Below are 16,346 nucleotides of genomic sequence, written 5' to 3'. Positions count from 1 at the left end.
CCCGGCCTGTCCCGGGCTTCCCCTCAAGCCCTGCATGCCCTATGACGCTGCAGCGCAAAAATCCCCCAAAAGACACTCATGATCCGCCTCGACAACGTCAGCAAGCAAGCCGGCCACCAGATCCTGTTCATCGAAGCCTCCGCGGCCCTCAACAAGGGCGAGAAGATCGGCCTTGTCGGCCCGAACGGTGCCGGCAAGAGCACGCTGTTCCGGATGATCGCCGGCGAGGAACTGCCCGATGAGGGCCAGGTCTCGATCGATCGCGGCATCACCATCGGCTATTTCAACCAGGACGTCGGCGAGATGTCTGGCCGCAGCGCGGTGGCGGAGGTGATGGATGGCGCCGGTCCCGTCAGCGAGGTCGCGGCCGAATTGCGCGAGCTCGAGGCCGCCATGGCCGACCCCGACAAGGCCGACCAGATGGAGGAGATCATCGCCCGCTACGGCGAGGTGCAGCATCGGTTCGAGGAGCTCGACGGCTATGCGCTCGACGGCCGCGCGCGCGAGGCGCTGGCGGGGCTCGGCTTCAGCCAGGAGATGATGGACGGGGACGTCGGAAAACTCTCCGGTGGCTGGAAGATGCGCGTGGCGCTGGCGCGCATTCTCCTGATGCGTCCCGACGTCATGCTGCTCGACGAGCCGAGCAACCATCTCGACCTCGAAAGCCTGATCTGGCTGGAGAAGTTTTTGCACGACTACGACGGCACGCTCTTGATGACCTCGCACGACCGCGAGTTCATCAACCGCGTGATCTCCAAGGTGATCGAGATCGATAGCGGCTCGCTCACCACCTACACCGGCGATTACGAATTCTACGAGCAGCAGCGGGCGCAGAACGAGAAGCAGCAGCAGGCGCAGTTCGAGCGCCAGCAGGCCATGCTCGCCAAGGAGATCAAGTTCATCGAGCGCTTCAAGGCGCGTGCCTCTCACGCAGCGCAGGTGCAGAGCCGGGTCAAGAAGCTCGACAAGATCGAGCGGGTCGAGCCGCCGCGGCGCCGCCAGAGCGTCGCGTTCGACTTCCCGCCGGCGCCGCGCTCGGGCGAGGACGTCGTGGCGCTCAAGAACGTGCACAAGGGCTATGGCTCAAAGCGCATCTATGACGGGCTCGACTTCATGATCCGCCGGCGGGAGCGCTGGTGCGTGATGGGCGTCAACGGCGCCGGCAAGTCGACGCTGCTCAAGCTGGTGGCCGGCGCGAGCGAGCCGGACGAGGGCACCGTGGCGCTCGGGGGCAGCGTCAAGATGGGCTATTTCGCCCAGCACGCGATGGATCTGCTCGACGGCGAGCGCACCGTGTTCCAGTCGCTGGAGGACGCGTTTCCGACCGCGGGGCAGGGCTCCTTGCGCGCGCTCGCCGGCTGCTTCGGTTTCTCCGGCGACGACGTCGAGAAGCGCTGCCGCGTGCTCTCGGGCGGCGAGAAGGCGCGCCTCGTCATGGCCAAGATGCTGTTCGATCCGCCGAACTTCCTGGTGCTGGACGAGCCGACCAACCATCTCGACCTCGCCACCAAGGAAATGCTGATCGATGCGCTGTCGGATTTCGAGGGCACCATGCTGTTCGTCTCGCACGACCGGCATTTCTTGGCGACGCTGTCGAACCGCGTGCTGGAGCTGACGCCGGAGGGCATCCATCAATATGGCGGCGGCTACACCGAATACGTCGCGCGCACCGGACAGGAGGCGCCGGGGTTGCGGAGCTGATCCTGCCGATCCATTTTCCGGCGCCGACGGGTTGTCTGATCAACCCGTTCGGCGCCGCGTTCGATTACCTTCTTAAGCGCCAGTAGGCTCTAATAAGCGTAGAACATCCGCTGGATCTCCTTGGTGTCTGATGTCTTGGTCAAGGCCAGCATCAGCAAAATGCGCGCCTTCTGGGGATTGAGCGTATCGGAGACCACGAAGTCGTGTTCATCGTCCTTGGCCTCGCCATTGCGCGCGACGATGCCGTTGCCGACGCGGCTGCTGCGAACGATCACGACTCCCTTCTTGCGGGCTTCGTCGAGCGCAGGCTCGACCGCCGGACGGGCCAGGCTGCCGTCACCCACGCCGGCGTGCACGACCCCCTTGGCGCCGGCGGCGACAAAGGCGTCGATCGCGACCCGGTTCATGTTGGCGTAGCCGTAGACGATATCGACCTGCGGCAGCACATCGAGGTTGGACACGTCGAATTCGGAATCCGCCGTGTGCCGGCGGGTCGATTGCCGATAGAAATACGGCTTGTTGCCCTGCATGTAGCCGAGAAAGCCGAGTTCAGGCGTACGAAAGGTGTCCGCCGTGGACGTGTTGTTCTTGGTGACGTCGCGCGCGGCGTTGATCTGATCGTTGAGCGCGACGAGCACGCCCTTGCCCACGGCTTCTTCACTGCCTGCGAGGATCACCGCATTGAAGAGGTTGATCGGGCCGTCCGCGCTGATCGCGGTCGATGGCCGCATCGCACCGACGACGACCACTGGCTTCTTGCTCTTGACGACCAGATTGAGGAAATAACTGGTTTCCTCGATAGTATCGGTCCCATGCGTGATCACGATCCCGTCCACGTCGTCCTGCGCGAGGAGCGTATTGACGCGCTTGGCGAGCTTCAGCCAATAATCATTGTTCATGTTCTCGCTGGCGATCTGGAAGACCTGCTCGCCCTTGACGTTGGCCACCGTTTTCAACTCGGGGACGGCGTTCAAGAGGGTCTCGATGCCCACCGTGGCTGCGGTATACCCGACGACGGTGGTGCTGCTCGCCCCGCTGCCGGCGATCGTGCCGCCGGTTGCGAGAACCGTGACGTTGGGCAGGCCAGGGCCTCTTGCCTTGGCAACGTCAACCATCATGAGCAGCATAAAGAGCACGCTCATTGTCGCCATGATGTGATCACGCACTCGCAATTGCAACATCTCGCCCATCCTTTGTTGGAAGTCTCGTCGATGCCCCGGTTCACTCAGCGCTGCATGATCTGTCAGCCGCTGCGTTCTGTCCAGGGTCGCGACGGGCTTGCTTTACGCGCCCAGCGCGTATCGGAAAAAGGCGGGCGGGGGAGGCACAAAAGCAATGGCCGGGACATCAAGCGCGCACACGCGCTGCTGCCCGGCCATCACGGCATTTCGTTTGTGCTTGCTGAAAAAGACGGGAACGGACTGCGCCTTACGCGCTGGTCTCGCACTTCTTCATGAAGCTGTTCTTGGCGGCGCCGACGAGCGGCTTGCCGTCGGAGCCGACGGCCTTGGGCGCGCAGGCGTCTTCCTTGCACTTCTTCAGGAACGAGGTCTTGGCGGCGCCGGCCAGCGGCTTGCCGTCCTTGCCGACGGCCTTGCTTTCGCAGGTTTCTTGCGCAAGGGCCGAGCCCGCCGCAAAGCTGGCAACGATCGCAGCGAGGAAAATCCGCTTCATCATGATTTGTCTCCCTAAACCGGAAATGGCACGCGGATTGGAGCCGCAAATCGTGGCGCAATCAAGCAGGATCGGCACCGGCCCTCCGCTTGCAGTCTAATTTTTCCAGCGCTCGAGGTCGGCTGCGGCCTTGACGAGCGCGTCGTTCATCGCGGCCCGGTTTTCCGGCAGGGACTGCCGCTTCGACGAGGGCTCGTCGAAACCGTGGCTCGCGCCGGGATAGACGGTGAGATCGATCCGGCTGCCGGCCTGCCGCGAACGCTCGGCGAGGCGCTGGCAATTTGCGGGCGAGACCTCCTCGTCATCGGCGCCGAGAAACATCGCAATCGGCGTCGCGGTGGAGACGATGGGCGCCAATAGCGCTGCCGGTCCGCAGCCCGGATAGAATACCAGGGAGCCGCGATAGCCGTTGGTCTTGTCACCTTGGCGGATCACGATGTTGAGCGCCGTGCTGCCGCCGTTGGACCAGCCCTGGAGAAAGATCTGGCGGCCGATCACGTCGTTGCGCCCGCGCAGATAGGCCAGCGCGCCCTCGGCATCAAGCGGACGCACGGTCATCTCGTTGACGTCGGCGCGATCGGGATCGCCATGGGTGAAACGGCCGAAGCCGTGTGCCTTGCCGCGCGGACCGAAACTGTCCGGCAAAAGGGCGAGGTAGCCATGCGCGGCCCAATATTCGCCCCACATCCTGTGACGCTTGGACAAGGTTGCGGCGTTGCAGGGCGACGTGGAACGGGCGTCGACCGTGGTGCACGCGGCGTTGACATTGCTCGAGTAGGGCCCGCCGCGGCCGTGCAGCATCACGATCGCAGGCCAGGGGCCCGGCGTGGCCGGCTGGAACAGGTAGCCGACCAGCACCGTGCGGGCATCGGCGCTGCGAAAGGAGACGGTTTGCGGTGCGGCTGTAGCGGACGCCACCGACAGCCAGGTTGCCGTCAGGCCGACGAGGCTGCGGATGAGATGACGCCGCGATTGCGGTCGACCGAATGGCAATTGATCAGATCCCGCGCGTAAGCAATGCCTTGAAGTCGGCCCGCGCGCGCTGCGCTTCGGCGCGCGCGACGTCGGAGGCGTCGCCCATGCCGAAATAGCCATGGATCAGGCCGGGACCCTCATGGTGCTTGACCTTCACGCCGGCGGCCTCCAGCGCCCGCGCATAGGCGGCGCCTTCGTCGCGCAGCGGATCGAACCAGGCGGTGGTCACGACCGCGGGCGCGACGCCGGCCAGGGATGCGGCCCGCAGCGGCGAGACGCGCCAGTCGGTGGCGTGCGCGGGATCGGCGAATAGTGGCCGCAGAACCATTCCATCGTCGCGCGCGTGAGGAAGTAGCCATCGGCATTCTCGCTGCGCGAGGGATAGCGCGCGTTCTCGCGCGCATCGGCATAAGCGCCGACAACGTCGGTGACAGGATAGACCAGCAGTTGGGCGGCGAGCTTGATGCCGGCCTCCCGGCAGGCGATCGCGGTCGTCGCCGCGAGATTGCCGCCGGCGCTGTCGCCGGCAACGCCGAAGCGCTTTGCGTCACCGCCAAATTCCGCGACGCGGCCAAACACGTCGCTCACCGCCGCGAAGGCATCCTCGAAGGCGCCGGGAAAGCGCGTCTCTGGCGGGCGGCGATAATCGACGGAGACCACCACCGCGCCGGTCTCGATCGCAAGGTTGCGCGCCTGCCGGTCGTGGGTTTCGAGATCGCCCGCAACCCAGCCGCCGCCATGGAAGAATACCACGGTCGGTGCCGGCGCGGCGCCGTTCCGGTAGACCCGCGCACGAAGCGGACCGGCGCCGCCTTTGACCTCGATATCCTCGACGCTGTCGACGGGCGGCGGCGGAATGGCGGCACGCGAGGCAGCCAGTGCGCGCAAGGAATCGCGGGCGCTCTGTGGCGTCATGACCTTGGGATCGCGCATCGGCATGAGCGGAATGATCTGGGCGATGACGGGGTCGAGCGGCGCGGCCATGACTATCCTCACAGGGTTCTTGGTCTTGCTTGGTCATTAGCATAGGTTTTGCCGGGCCGCATCGGCAACCGGCGTGCGTCGCAATGCCGGACGAACGGGCAGGGAGGTTCACGAGGTGGAATTCGAGACGCTGGTCCAGTCGCGCCGCAGCGTGCGTGGCTTCAAGAACGAGCCGGTGCCGCGCGCGGTGATCGAGGCGATCATCGAGAGCGCCAAGCGCGCGCCCTCGTCGATGAACACCCAGCCCTGGCATGTCCATGTGCTCACGGGACATCCTCTGGAGGAGGTGCGTCGCCGCAACATGGAGGAGATGGCCGGCGGCGCCAAGGTCAAGCGCGACATCATCAGTCATGGCGAATACCAGGGCGTGCATCGCACCCGGCAGGTCGACATCGCCAAGAAGCTGTTCGGCGCGATGGGAATCGCGCGCGACGACAAGCCGATGCGGCAGGACTGGGTGCTGCGCGGCTTTCGCCAGTTCGACGCGCCGGTCTCGCTGGTGCTGACCTACGACCGCGTGCTCGATCCCGGCGCGGTCTGCCATTTCGATCTCGGCGCGCTCTGCTACGGCATCGTGCTCGCGGCGTGGGACCGCGGTCTCGGCTCGGTCATCAACGGGCAGGGCATCATGCGCTCCGACATCGTGCGCGAGGTCGCCAGGATTCCGGAAGACGAGGTCATCATGACCTGCGTTGCGATGGGCTATCCCGACGACGGCTTTGCCGCGAACGCGGTGCGCTCGGACCGCGAGCACAACCACCAGTTCGTGCGTTACGTGGGTTTTGCCGATTAGCGCGAGCAAGAGGAGATTTTTCTCTGGCGGAAATTTTTGGTGCGGTGTCGCGCGTGGCCTCTTGCAATCTCGAAGTTGCGGGAGGAACAATACGCGGACTGAGAGGTTTGTTGCTGGCGCGAGGGAATTGATATGCGGCGGCTGGCTAGCCTGGTTCGGCGGTTCTTCGGTCCGCGATTGCGGCACAAGATCGATGATGACCCAAGTCTTCCTTTCACACCCGAAGAGTTCGGCCGACTGATTCGCAGCGGCCGGCACGAGGACATGAAGCTGCTGGCCGACGGGCTGGCCTGCCGCTCCATCCCGCGCCGCGCCAGCTATCGTGCGACGCATTAGGCTGCGCTTGAGACGGGTTACAGCGCTCACCGCGTGAGCGCGACCTGCTTGAACGAGCGGACCAGCGCCTTGTCCAGCTTCCCTGTCATCCCGCACAGAACATCGTAGGCCTCCGCGCGCGGCATGGTCGGCTTGTAGTGCCGGTGCTCGATCAGCGCTGCGAAGATGTCCGAGATCGTTAGAATCCTGACGATGTCGCCAATGCTTTCGGCGCAGAGCGCGTCGGGATAGCCGCTCCCGTCCAGGTACTCGTGATGATGGCGAACGACGTCGAGAATCTCCGGCGAGATCCCGTCATGGTCCTTGAGAAACTCGTAGCCGGCGGTCGGATGCGTCTCGATCAATGCGCGCTCGGCGGGATCGAGGCGGCCGGGCTTGTCGAGGACGGCGAGCGGAATCTGAGCCTTGCCGATGTCGTGGAACATGGCCGCCGAGTAGAGGCGTCCCAGGTCGGCTCTGCCGACGCCAAGGCTCAGTCCGAAGTCGATCGCCACACCGGTCACCAGCAGGCAATGCTGATAGGTTCCTTCGTGATGGCGCCGCACCGTCATGAGCCATTCCGTCAGGCCATGCTGGGTGATGCGATCGGCGATCTGGCGACCGGCTTGCTTGGTGCCGTTTACGTCAAGCGGCTGGCCCAGGGTGACGGAGGTAAACATGGACGCGATAGCGGTCGCTGCGGTCTCGACTGCATTGTCGGCTTGCGCGATCGCGTGCGACGAAGTCGAGAGCGGATCAGCCGGATCCAACAGCGCCGCCAGCAGCCTCGCCCGGTCGATCGTGGCTGGCAGGACCAGCGTCGCTCCAAGCGCATAGGCCTGGGAAACGCCGACATGCGAGGTGTGCTCCAGCAGGAAAATCCGCTTCTTCGCTTTTGCGAGCTTGCCCGCCCGCTTCTTGATCGCCGCGATGTTGTCGAGATCGCGGAGCTCCGCGCGAACGACGATGGCGGACGGCACCTCTGACAGCTTGGCCTCGGCGTCCAACCGCTCGCCCGCGACGGAAAAGCGTTCCTCGAGGATCGAGCACAGACCGGCCAGCTTGTCGGACGTGTCGGCCAGCACATGCACGAACGGGCGCGCCGCTCCAGCGACCGCGATGCCGCCACGGTTGGTGGGCCTGAGTGTGGTTTGCGCGTTCTGCACGGATATGACCTGGGATGTCGCGAGCTCCAATCGATGGGACGAATTCTCGGTCTATTTGGCCTGTGCGGAGCTCTGCGTTGCGGCAGCCGGCGTACTCGCCTGCTTCTTCTTGCCGTGTGCCGTGACGAAGTGGAGGCCAGCCGTGGTGCCGTCGATCCAGACCAACTCGCAGCGCCGGTAGGCGAGGCCTGTCGACGACAGCAGCATGAAGAACTCCTTGGCCTGGAGCACGTCGAGCGTGCCCTCGACCTCGACCTTCGCGCCCGTCTGCGACACGTCGAGCAAGACGCAATTGCGCCGCCAGGTGCCGTCGGATCCCATGAGATTGACCGGCTGCCTGTGGTCCATCTTCACGCGAAAGGCTTTGCGACCGTCGAACTTCATCGGCTAACCCCCATCTTTTTTGCGTCGCGGTGTCCCCGGGCGCTTTTCTTGGCGTTTGCGGCAATTTCGCCCCAACGCACCGTCCACTGGCTGGTCGACAGCAGCAGCGTCTCGAAGATGTGCTGCGCGCGTTCGCGCTCGGCGAAGGAAAGCCGTGTGCCGCTGCGGTTGCTCAGGATGGCGAGCGTGGTTTGCCAGTTCAGCCGCGAGGCGCGGCAGGCCATGAGGAGACCTTCGCAATCCTCGTCGGTCATGACATGCTCGACGATTTCGATGGGAGCGCCCGAAAGCACCGAGAGCGCGGTAATGAGGTTGGCGGTCTCGCCGCGGATGGCGAAGCGGTTCACCTTGGAATCGTTGAGCTTGCCGATGCGGTTGAGTGCAACGATCTCCGGCCGCGCGCTTGCATAGGCGGCCGCGGAGGGTAGCTTGGCGTCGATTGGTGCGGCCGTTGCGGCTTGAAGCGAGACGGTGGCGTTCGGCCCCATGCCGGATTTCGGCACCGGTGAGGCCGACAACAACTTTCGCATGACCCGGTCGGGCGTGTCCGGCCTGAGCGCCAGAGCTCTGGTCAGTTCGTCATCCGACAGGCACTTCTCAATCAGCGCAACGTAAGCTGTATCGGAGAATCTTGCCTCCCTATTGCCGATCAGTGCGAGACAAACGCTGGGGGCGCCACACTTGATCAGGGTCTCGATCACCGATGGATCGATCGGCGCGCGGCCGGCGATCGCACATTGCTGTCGTTCGCCGCTCGCAGCTACGATCGACGTGAGATCGGCCGTGGACAGTGACTGCGAGCGGAGCAAGACAGGGCAGGCGACGTCAGGATCGTGATGCGAGGCGAGACGTCGCAGGGACCTTGGCGGAGCCAGTTTGAGCTCTGCGATCGTCTTGCTGACGTCGGCCAGGGTGCTGGCCTCGACCCGCTCGATCAGCCGCAGCAGGACGCCGTCGGCCACGTCGGCGAGCAATTCCTGCGATTGGTCTCGGCTGCTGGTGAGCAGTTGCAATATACCTGAGAGGATGCGAGTGCACCGGTCCAGCGGACATGTTGCAGCCGCGTTCTCCAACTCGACCAAATTATCAACAGGCGAATTTGCCGTCATGGCAGAGCCTGAATTTTAAAAAAATTTGACTATACAACGTTCGATATTGCGCCTTAAATCCGTTAATTTTTAATTTTGAGAATTAAATGCGGGGGTATTAGCACCGCGGGCTTTGTGGAAAACGCTATCGAAATTCGGCGAGGCCGGGTTGTCCCGGGTTGTCCTTTCAATCGACCTCTATCCAATTAATCAGGAAACGTCAGGATCGATTCTAACGAAATAACCGAGGGAGGAAGCGAACCGGCACCCGCGGCCGGACGCATATCCAGAGCGGCGCGGCATTTATTGTTTTCATGAACAGCATTGACGATGTGCCGAGATCGGCACTCAAAACATTTCGCTTTTCAGACGTCGACGAATTTCGAAGCGCCATACGTGGGCTGAATTTCGAATTCACGCCTTTCGTGCGCAAGATTTCGGCCGAGCAGACGATCCTGTCGCTGCCCGGCTGCGACGTGAATCTAACGCGCGCGTTTCCACGGGTGGTTGACGCACAACTCGTGGAGAATTGCACGGCGATCGGCTTCACGATGGACGATCTCGACGTGCCCATTCGCTTCAATGGCTCGCAACGGGCGCGACCGGTCGTGGTCATTGGCAGCGGCGGCGCGGCCTACACCAGCATTGAGGAGGTGCAGCGGCAATTCGCCTCGGTGGTTTTCCGGCCGGAGGTGAGGGATCGTGGCTGGCCGACCACGCTCTCGAGCTTCAAGATCTTTGAAATCTCCACGGCCGGCTTGCAGCGGTTGCGCGGCGTGGTCCGCGAGGTGCTGGCCGAGGCGTCCAGCCCGGTCGAGGCGCCGGAGCTAACATTGAAGGGCGCGGCGATGAAGGAGTCCCTGCTCGGCGCCGTCGACGAGGCCTTGGCGACGATCGTTTCGGCCCGCTGGACCCTGGCTCCCAACGACGGACGGAATTTCAAGATATTCCAGGACATCCGCGCGCTGCTGTCTGACGACCTCTCGGAGCCGATTTACAGCGATGAGATCGCGCGCAAGCTCGGGCTGTCCGTCCGCACCATGCACGATATCGTTCGCCGCTATTGCGGCACGAGCCTGCACCGCTATTTGCGTCTGCGCAGGCTGTGGCTGGTGCGCCGGCGCCTTCTTGCCGGCGCCGATAGCGTCAAGGCGGTCGCGCTGGCGTATGGCTTCTGGCATCTCAGCGATTTCTCCAGAAGCTACCGCGACCAGTTCGGCGAGACGCCGTCGCAAACGCTGGACCGCGGTCGCGAAAGGTAGTGTGACGAATCGAGTAGGGCTGGACGCCGGTTTCGTGCTACGTCCGGGCATGAGCAATCGCATTCTCGTTCTCTACGGTTCCTACCGTTCCGACCGCATGGGCATCCGCCTTGCGAATTTCGTCATAAACCGGCTGCGCGGCCGCGGCGAGGACGTCGAATTCATCGACGCAAAGGCGATCGGGCTGCCGATGCTGGACCGCATGTACAAGGAATATCCCAAGGGCTCGGCGCCGGAGGCGCTGGAGAAGCTGGCCGGGCAGATCCGCGGCGCCGACGGATTCGTGTTCGTCACCGGGGAGTACAATTGGGGCATGCAGCCCGGCCTGAAGAACCTCACCGACCATTTCCTGGAGGAATGGTTCTGGCGCCCGGCGGCGATCGTGAGCTATTCGGCCGGCCGGCTGTCCGGCGCACGCGCGGCGACCGCCTGGCACGGCACGCTCTCTGAGATGGGCATGGTGGTGGTGTCGAGCACCATCGGCGTCGGCCCGATCGCGCAGACGTTGTCGGAAGCGGGCGAACCGATCGGCGACGGCGGCAAGGCCTTGGAGCGCTCGTTCCCGCGCTTCGCCGACGATCTGACCTGGTGGATCGAGGCGGCGAAAGCACAGCGGGCGCGCAAGGCGCCCCCGTATTGACGTCGCGCTACGCCGCCCGGACCTCGCCGAGGAAGCGCTCGAACTGGCCGGCGAGATCGCGCGACTGGGTCGAGAGCTGCTCGGCCGCGCCCAGCACCTCTCTCGCGGCGGCGCCGGTGTCGTCGGCGGCACGCTGCACGCCGGAAATGTTGCTGTTGACCTCCTGGGTGCCGCGGGCAGCCTCCTGAACGCTGCGGGCGATCTCCTTGGTCGCCGAGCCCTGCTCCTCGATCGCCGCCGCGATCGCGGTGCCGATCTGGTCGATCTCGGCGATGACGTCGGCGACGTTGCGGATCGCCGCCACCGTCTCGTCGCTCGCGGTCTGGATCGCGGTGATCTGCTCGGAGATCTCGGTCGTGGCCTTGGCGGTCTGGCCGGCCAGCGACTTCACTTCGGAGGCGACCACGGCAAAGCCGCGGCCCGCCTCGCCCGCGCGGGCGGCCTCGATGGTCGCGTTCAGTGCCAGCAGGTTGGTCTGCTCGGCGATGCTCTGGATCAGCGTCACGACGTCGCCGATCTTCTGCGCGCCCTCGGCGAGCGTGCGTGCCGTGTCGCCGGTGCGGCGGGCATTGTCGACGGCGCGGGCCGCGATCTCGGTGCTTTGGGCGACCTGACGCCCGATCTCCGCGATCGAGGAGGTCAGCTCTTCGGTGGCGCTCGCGACCGTCTGCACGTTGGTCGAGGTCTGCTCGGAGGCGGCGGCAACCACGGCGGCCTGGCTGTTGGTCTGCGCCGCCGTCGAGGTCATCGACTGCGCGGTGCTTTCCATCGCCGCCGAGGCCCGCGACAGGCCGCCGACCAGCTCGGTCACCTTGGCCTCGAAGGCACGGGTGAGATCGTCGAGCGCCTGGGCGCGGCGCATCTTGCCGTCGTTCTCGGCCTGCTTCTCGGCCGCGAGCCGATCGGCCCGGATCATGTTGTCCTTGAAGACCTGAACGGCCGCGGCCATCGCGCCGATCTCGTCGGAGCGCGCGGCGCCCGGAATCTCTTCCGCAACCTCGCCGTCGGCGAGCCGCGACATCCGCGTCGTCAGGCTGAGGATCGGCGCGCAGACGCGGCGGCGAACCGTCACGATGAGACCGGCGCTGGCAATCAGCACGGCGACAAGGCCGAGGAGCGCGATCCTGAAGCTGGTGCGCGCAGCGGAGGAGGCGCCGGCGAGGATCTGTTCCGCGTTGTCGTAGAAGGCGTCACGGACCTCGATGATGGTGCCGAGGCCGCGCTGTGTGGCGGCATAGTAGGTGTCCACGTCGTGCTCGTAGTTGCCGGTAACGGCGCCGTCCTTCGCCAGCTTGAGCTCGCGGCCGAACTCCTCGACATAGACCGAATTAAACTTCTCCAGCGCCGCGGCAACATTGGCGGGCGTCGCCGGATTGCCGCGCAGTTCCAGCAGCGCCATCACGAGCTGGTCGTTGCGGCCCTGCGAGCGGCCGATGTCGGCCTTCTCGGCATCGGTCGCCGGCTTCTTGCCGCCGACGAGGTTCTTGTGCAGGCTGGAGTTGAAGCCGCCGACGTCGCGCAGCGTCATCGCGACATTGGCGTAGCTGGCCTGCCGGTAGGCGTCACCGTTGAGGATCGCCATGCGGCGGACCTGCTCGTTGAGCAGCGCGGTCACGCCGCCGTTGAGCACGGCATTGTCGGCGACGATCTTCTTGGCGGCGTCCTTGCGCGCATCGGCCGGACCCGCCAGCGCCTTGTCGATGGCTTCGCGCAAGGCAGTGAACTTCGCGTTGATCCCGTCGATGTTGCTGCCGATCGTGGTGCCGTCGTCGAACGGGCCGGGCAGCTCCTTGCGCAGCGCGTTCATCTTGTCGCGGGCGCCGTCGGTCTGCTTGCGCAGCTTGTCCTGCTCGGCCAGCAGCGCAGGGTCGATGGCCGCAGGCCCGTAGAGGATGTTGGTGGAAAAGCCGCGCTCCGGGTTGAGATAGCGCGGGATGTCGCTGACCGCGCGGACGATCGCGAGCCGCCCCTGCGCCTCGGTGATCCGCTCCATGGTCTGGTATTTCGTCGCGGCGACGTAGACGGCGAGGCCGCCGCCGACGGCCGAGAGCGAGACGATGGCGCTGGTCAGGAGCGTACCGATTTTCATGATCTGTCCGGCAAATAACGGAGAACTATTTTGCTCGGACGATAGGGTGGCCGTATTAATCTGCGGTTTACGCTGCTTGGCCGGCCGGCTCAGGCGGATGTCCGTCCGAGCTTCGCCAGGATCTCCAGCGTGCGGCGGTCAGGCTCGCCTGCGAAATATCGGGCGAGCGCCTGATCGAAGACGGTCTCGTCGGAGACCGCGCCGAACAGCGTCATCGACGAGCGGAATTTGGCGTCATCCGGCGCGCCGAGGATCGCGTCGATGGTCCGGCCCTCGACCGCGAGCACCAGCCTGGTGCATTCGATCAGCCGCCCGCCCAGGATGGGGTGGGCGAGATAGGCCTCCGCCTCGGCGCGGGAGCCGATGGCGTAGCGCTGGGACATGGCGCTGACGCCGAGACCTGCGATCTGGGGGAAGATGAACCACATCCAGTGAGTCTGCTTCCGGCCCCGTGCCAGCTCCTCCTGGACGTCGCGAAAAACCGGGTTTTGGGCCTGGACGAACCGTTCTAGGTCGAAAGTATCGTTCATTGGATACCCCCGGAGGTGTCTGACCGGCCGCGATTATGCCTAACTTTTGGCTCCCAATGTGGTAGCTGGTATAGAGTCTCTCCGGGTGGGGGTTGGGTCCCCCGGGGGTCGATTTGGGGATCTGATGGTTTCCGACGCAGCACACGCCGAGAGGCTGTTGTCGCGCCGCCGTGTCGGGCGGGCCGAAGCGATTCTGCTGACTGTGGCTGCGATCGCGCTGGCGCTCGGCGCCGCTGCGTGGGTCGCCGATATCAACGATTCGACGCCGCTGGTCTCCGCCGCGTTGCCGCCGGCCAATGCCCCCTCATTCGAGGACCGTTTCGGCTCGGCCTCGGCTGGCCCGTCGCCCCGCGAGCTCGGCCTGCGGGTGCTGGAGCGCTCGGCGATGAATGCGGTGCAGCTCAAGCTGCAGGACGCCAAGGCGATGCTCGCCCAGAAGCTCCAGGGCGACGACTGGCGCGCGATCCTGACCGAGGACGACCGGTCCGCGGCCGAGGAGGCGAGGCCCTCGCAGCGCGCCGACGCCATCCCGATGCCGCGCGCGCGTCCGGTCCAGGCGGACTTCTCCGCTCAGATCGCCTCCAGCCAGGCCTATGCGGAGACCAATCCCAAGGTCGACAACCGCAACTTCTTCGAGAAGTTCACCGACAAGATCAGGCTGGCATCGCTGACGCCCGGCGACGGCCTGTTCGGCAAGGCGCCGGATCTCGCCGCACTCGGCTACGATTCGCGCACGGCGGTCTACGACATCTCGGCCAAGGCGGTCTACCTGCCGAGCGGCGTGGCGCTGGAGGCCCATTCCGGCATGGGCGCGCTGATGGACGATCCTGAACATGTCGGCCAGCGCATGGTCGGTGCGACGCCGCCGGCAACCTACGACCTCAAGCCGCGCGAGAAGCCGTTCCACGGCGTCCGGGCACTGCGCATGACGCCGACCGATGGCACCAGCGCGCTCGGCCGGGTCGGTCTGCTCACTCATAATTACATGCTCGGACCGCGCGGCGATTCCAACGGCTGCGTCTCGATCAAAGACTATGATCGCTTCCTGAAAGCCTACGACAATGGCGAGTTCAACCGCCTGGTCGTGGTGCCGAGCCTGCGCGGAGCGGCGACCGCCTCGCAGCGCGCGAGCACCGATTCCTGAAACTCGCCTGCGACGGCGGGGCTGCCGTTTCCCCTTCGTTAAGCCGTCCTCGTCCAGAAGCAGCCCATGAGTGATCCATCCAGTTCCGAAACCCCGCTGCGCACGACGTTCAAGATCAAGCTGAACGGCGACACGCTGGCGATCGCGACCGTCGGCCAGGCCTATCAATTCCTCACCAACTTCAAGTCGGTCGAGTGGATGGAATTTCGCTCGCTGCACGAGGACGCCGTCGCGGCCCTGGAAGGCGCCGCCGGTAACGCCATGCTGGCGGTGCAGGCAACCAACGCCGTGCGCGCGCTGTTCGTCAGCGCCAAGCTGCTTTGAAACGGGCGACAAGCCGTTCCGTCGCAACTTGAACTCCGCTTTGGGAACGGGCAAACGGTCCGCGAAGACCGATGCCGCGCCGCCGCATGTTTGAAACTTACTTCAAGGGAGAGTCCTCATCATGAAACGCCGTACATTCTTGAAGGGCGGCGCGCTTGCCGGCGCGACGACGCTGGTTGCTGCACCTGCGATCGCGCAGAGCGCGCCCGAGATCAAATGGCGCCTGACCTCGAGTTTCCCGAAGTCGCTCGACACCATCTACGGCACGGCGCAGACCTTTGCGAAATATGTTGCTGAGGCGACCGACAACAAATTCCAGATCCAGACGTTTGCCGCCGGCGAGATCGTTCCGGGCCTGCAGGCGCTCGATGCGGTCAGCACCGCATCGGTGGAGATGGCGCAGACCCCGCTCTATTTCTACATCGGCAAGGAGCCGGCGCTGGCCTATGCCACCGGTGCGCCGTTCGGCATGAACCATCGCCACCAGGAATCGTGGTGGCATTTCGGCGGCGGCGCCGACCTCACCAACGAGGCGCTCAAGCCGTTCAAGGCGCACGCCATCCTCTGCGGCAATTCCGGCACCCAGATGGGCGGCTGGTTCCGCAAGGAGATCAAGAACGTCGACGACCTCAAGGGTCTCAAATTCCGCATCGCCGGCATGGGCGGCCATGTGCTGGCAAGGCTCGGCGTCGTGCCGCAACAGATCGCCGGTGGCGATGTGTATCCGGCTCTCGAGAAGGGCTCGATCGATGCCGCCGAGTTCGTCGGTCCCTATGACGACGAGAAGCTCGGTTTCCACAAGGTCGCCAAGTACTATTACTTCCCCGGCTGGTGGGAAGGCGGCGCCATGCTGCACATGATCGTCAACGACGAGAAATGGGCTTCGCTGCCCAAGCAATACCAGGCGATCGTCAACCAGGCGGGCGCGGCGGCCGGCGCCTGGATGCTCGAAAAATACGACAGTGTGAATCCGGCGGCGCTCAAGCGCCTGATCGCAGGCGGCGCGGAGCTGAAGGCATTCCCGCAACCGGTGCTGGAGGCCTGCTACACCGCGACGCAGGACCATCTGAATGAGCTCGCCGCAAAGAGCGATCTGTTCAAGCGGACCAAGGAGAGCCACGACGCGTATATGAAGGAGCTGCTGTTCTACACGCAGATCGCGGAGAATTTTTACGATAATTATCTGCTCGGCAAGATGCGCAACAAGAGCTGAGTGACGTCTTGCACTCTCGTGCCCCGGACGCAGCGCAGCGTCTCCCCGGCGATGGGAAGCATCG

At 64.8% G+C, this 16,346-nt stretch carries 16 protein-coding genes and 1 pseudogene; 8 read left to right on the top strand and 9 right to left on the bottom strand.

The features are described from left to right. Positions 1 to 78: 78 nt before the first annotated feature. Positions 79 to 1,701 (top strand): ABC-F family ATP-binding cassette domain-containing protein, encoded by a 1,623-nt coding sequence (locus tag HZZ13_RS02790; RefSeq protein WP_197958146.1) that lies wholly within the window; start codon positions 79 to 81, stop codon positions 1,699 to 1,701. An 89-nt stretch (positions 1,702 to 1,790) separates the two neighbouring features. Here HZZ13_RS02790 and HZZ13_RS02785 read toward each other — a convergent pair whose 3' ends face one another. The 4 genes and pseudogenes from HZZ13_RS02785 to HZZ13_RS02770 form a co-directional block, all read right to left on the bottom strand. Further along, positions 1,791 to 2,843, bottom strand: coding sequence for a type II asparaginase (locus HZZ13_RS02785; RefSeq protein ID WP_246504283.1), 1,053 nt, complete (start codon positions 2,841 to 2,843; stop codon positions 1,791 to 1,793). Positions 2,844 to 3,129: 286 nt separating this feature from the next. Beyond that, entirely contained in the window at positions 3,130 to 3,378 is a 249-nt protein-coding gene (locus HZZ13_RS02780; RefSeq protein WP_197958144.1) for a hypothetical protein, read from the bottom strand. Between the two features lie 93 nt (positions 3,379 to 3,471). Continuing rightward, positions 3,472 to 4,368, bottom strand: a complete 897-nt coding sequence (locus HZZ13_RS02775; protein ID WP_246504282.1) for a dienelactone hydrolase family protein — start codon at positions 4,366 to 4,368, stop codon at positions 3,472 to 3,474. A 4-nt stretch (positions 4,369 to 4,372) separates the two neighbouring features. Then, positions 4,373 to 5,334, bottom strand: a pseudogene (locus tag HZZ13_RS02770) (alpha/beta hydrolase). A 115-nt stretch (positions 5,335 to 5,449) separates the two neighbouring features. Here HZZ13_RS02770 and HZZ13_RS02765 point away from each other — a divergent pair. Next, on the top strand, positions 5,450 to 6,127 hold the full coding sequence (locus tag HZZ13_RS02765) for a nitroreductase (protein ID WP_197958142.1): 678 nt from the start codon (positions 5,450 to 5,452) through the stop codon (positions 6,125 to 6,127). Positions 6,128 to 6,259: 132 nt separating this feature from the next. Further along, positions 6,260 to 6,463 carry a hypothetical protein gene (locus HZZ13_RS02760; RefSeq protein ID WP_175422601.1) on the top strand — a complete coding sequence of 68 codons (204 nt, stop codon included), beginning with the start codon at positions 6,260 to 6,262 and terminating at the stop codon, positions 6,461 to 6,463. 26 nt (positions 6,464 to 6,489) lie between these two features. On the opposite strand, the gene HZZ13_RS02755 is transcribed toward HZZ13_RS02760, so the two are convergent. Genes HZZ13_RS02755 through HZZ13_RS02745 form a run of 3 tightly spaced genes read right to left on the bottom strand, consistent with a single transcriptional unit; the run spans position 6,490 to position 9,101 of the window. Continuing rightward, complete coding sequence (locus HZZ13_RS02755) at positions 6,490 to 7,608, bottom strand: HD-GYP domain-containing protein (RefSeq protein WP_197958141.1); 1,119 nt, start codon at positions 7,606 to 7,608, stop codon at positions 6,490 to 6,492. Between the two features lie 51 nt (positions 7,609 to 7,659). Next, entirely contained in the window at positions 7,660 to 7,992 is a 333-nt protein-coding gene (locus HZZ13_RS02750; RefSeq protein ID WP_197958140.1) for a PilZ domain-containing protein, read from the bottom strand. After that, positions 7,989 to 9,101 carry a DUF2336 domain-containing protein gene (locus HZZ13_RS02745; protein WP_197958139.1) on the bottom strand — a complete coding sequence of 371 codons (1,113 nt, stop codon included), beginning with the start codon at positions 9,099 to 9,101 and terminating at the stop codon, positions 7,989 to 7,991. The genes HZZ13_RS02750 and HZZ13_RS02745 overlap by 4 nt, the downstream gene beginning before the upstream one ends. Positions 9,102 to 9,394: 293 nt before the next feature. Between HZZ13_RS02745 and HZZ13_RS02740 the strand changes: the two genes are divergently transcribed. Both HZZ13_RS02740 and HZZ13_RS02735 read left to right on the top strand, forming a co-directional pair. Continuing rightward, positions 9,395 to 10,342 (top strand): AraC family transcriptional regulator, encoded by a 948-nt coding sequence (locus tag HZZ13_RS02740; RefSeq protein WP_197958138.1) that lies wholly within the window; start codon positions 9,395 to 9,397, stop codon positions 10,340 to 10,342. Positions 10,343 to 10,391: 49 nt separating this feature from the next. Beyond that, positions 10,392 to 10,982, top strand: coding sequence for an NADPH-dependent FMN reductase (locus tag HZZ13_RS02735; protein ID WP_197958504.1), 591 nt, complete (start codon positions 10,392 to 10,394; stop codon positions 10,980 to 10,982). A 7-nt stretch (positions 10,983 to 10,989) separates the two neighbouring features. Here HZZ13_RS02735 and HZZ13_RS02730 read toward each other — a convergent pair whose 3' ends face one another. Together HZZ13_RS02730 and HZZ13_RS02725 are read right to left on the bottom strand one after the other, a co-directional pair. Beyond that, positions 10,990 to 13,071, bottom strand: coding sequence for a methyl-accepting chemotaxis protein (locus tag HZZ13_RS02730; RefSeq protein WP_197958137.1), 2,082 nt, complete (start codon positions 13,069 to 13,071; stop codon positions 10,990 to 10,992). An 89-nt stretch (positions 13,072 to 13,160) separates the two neighbouring features. Continuing rightward, the gene (locus HZZ13_RS02725; protein WP_197958136.1) at positions 13,161 to 13,601 is read right to left on the bottom strand and encodes a DUF1810 domain-containing protein; all 441 of its coding nucleotides are present in this window, start codon (positions 13,599 to 13,601) and stop codon (positions 13,161 to 13,163) included. Positions 13,602 to 13,794: 193 nt separating this feature from the next. Between HZZ13_RS02725 and HZZ13_RS02720 the strand changes: the two genes are divergently transcribed. The 3 genes from HZZ13_RS02720 (at position 13,795) to HZZ13_RS02710 (ending at position 16,282) form a co-directional block, all read left to right on the top strand. Beyond that, positions 13,795 to 14,745 carry a DUF2778 domain-containing protein gene (locus tag HZZ13_RS02720; RefSeq protein ID WP_246504298.1) on the top strand — a complete coding sequence of 317 codons (951 nt, stop codon included), beginning with the start codon at positions 13,795 to 13,797 and terminating at the stop codon, positions 14,743 to 14,745. A 66-nt stretch (positions 14,746 to 14,811) separates the two neighbouring features. Further along, positions 14,812 to 15,069 (top strand): hypothetical protein, encoded by a 258-nt coding sequence (locus HZZ13_RS02715; RefSeq protein WP_024338019.1) that lies wholly within the window; start codon positions 14,812 to 14,814, stop codon positions 15,067 to 15,069. 121 nt (positions 15,070 to 15,190) lie between these two features. Further along, positions 15,191 to 16,282: a TRAP transporter substrate-binding protein gene (locus tag HZZ13_RS02710; RefSeq protein WP_197958134.1), complete on the top strand. Its 1,092-nt coding sequence runs from the start codon at positions 15,191 to 15,193 to the stop codon at positions 16,280 to 16,282. Positions 16,283 to 16,346 lie beyond the last annotated feature (64 nt).

The sequence above is a fragment of the Bradyrhizobium agreste genome (assembly GCF_016031625.1).
Taxonomy (GTDB): Bacteria; Pseudomonadota; Alphaproteobacteria; order Rhizobiales; family Xanthobacteraceae; genus Bradyrhizobium; species Bradyrhizobium agreste.
The sequence above is the reverse complement of the archived record's forward strand: the minus strand, read 5'-3'. Positions and strand labels throughout refer to the sequence as shown.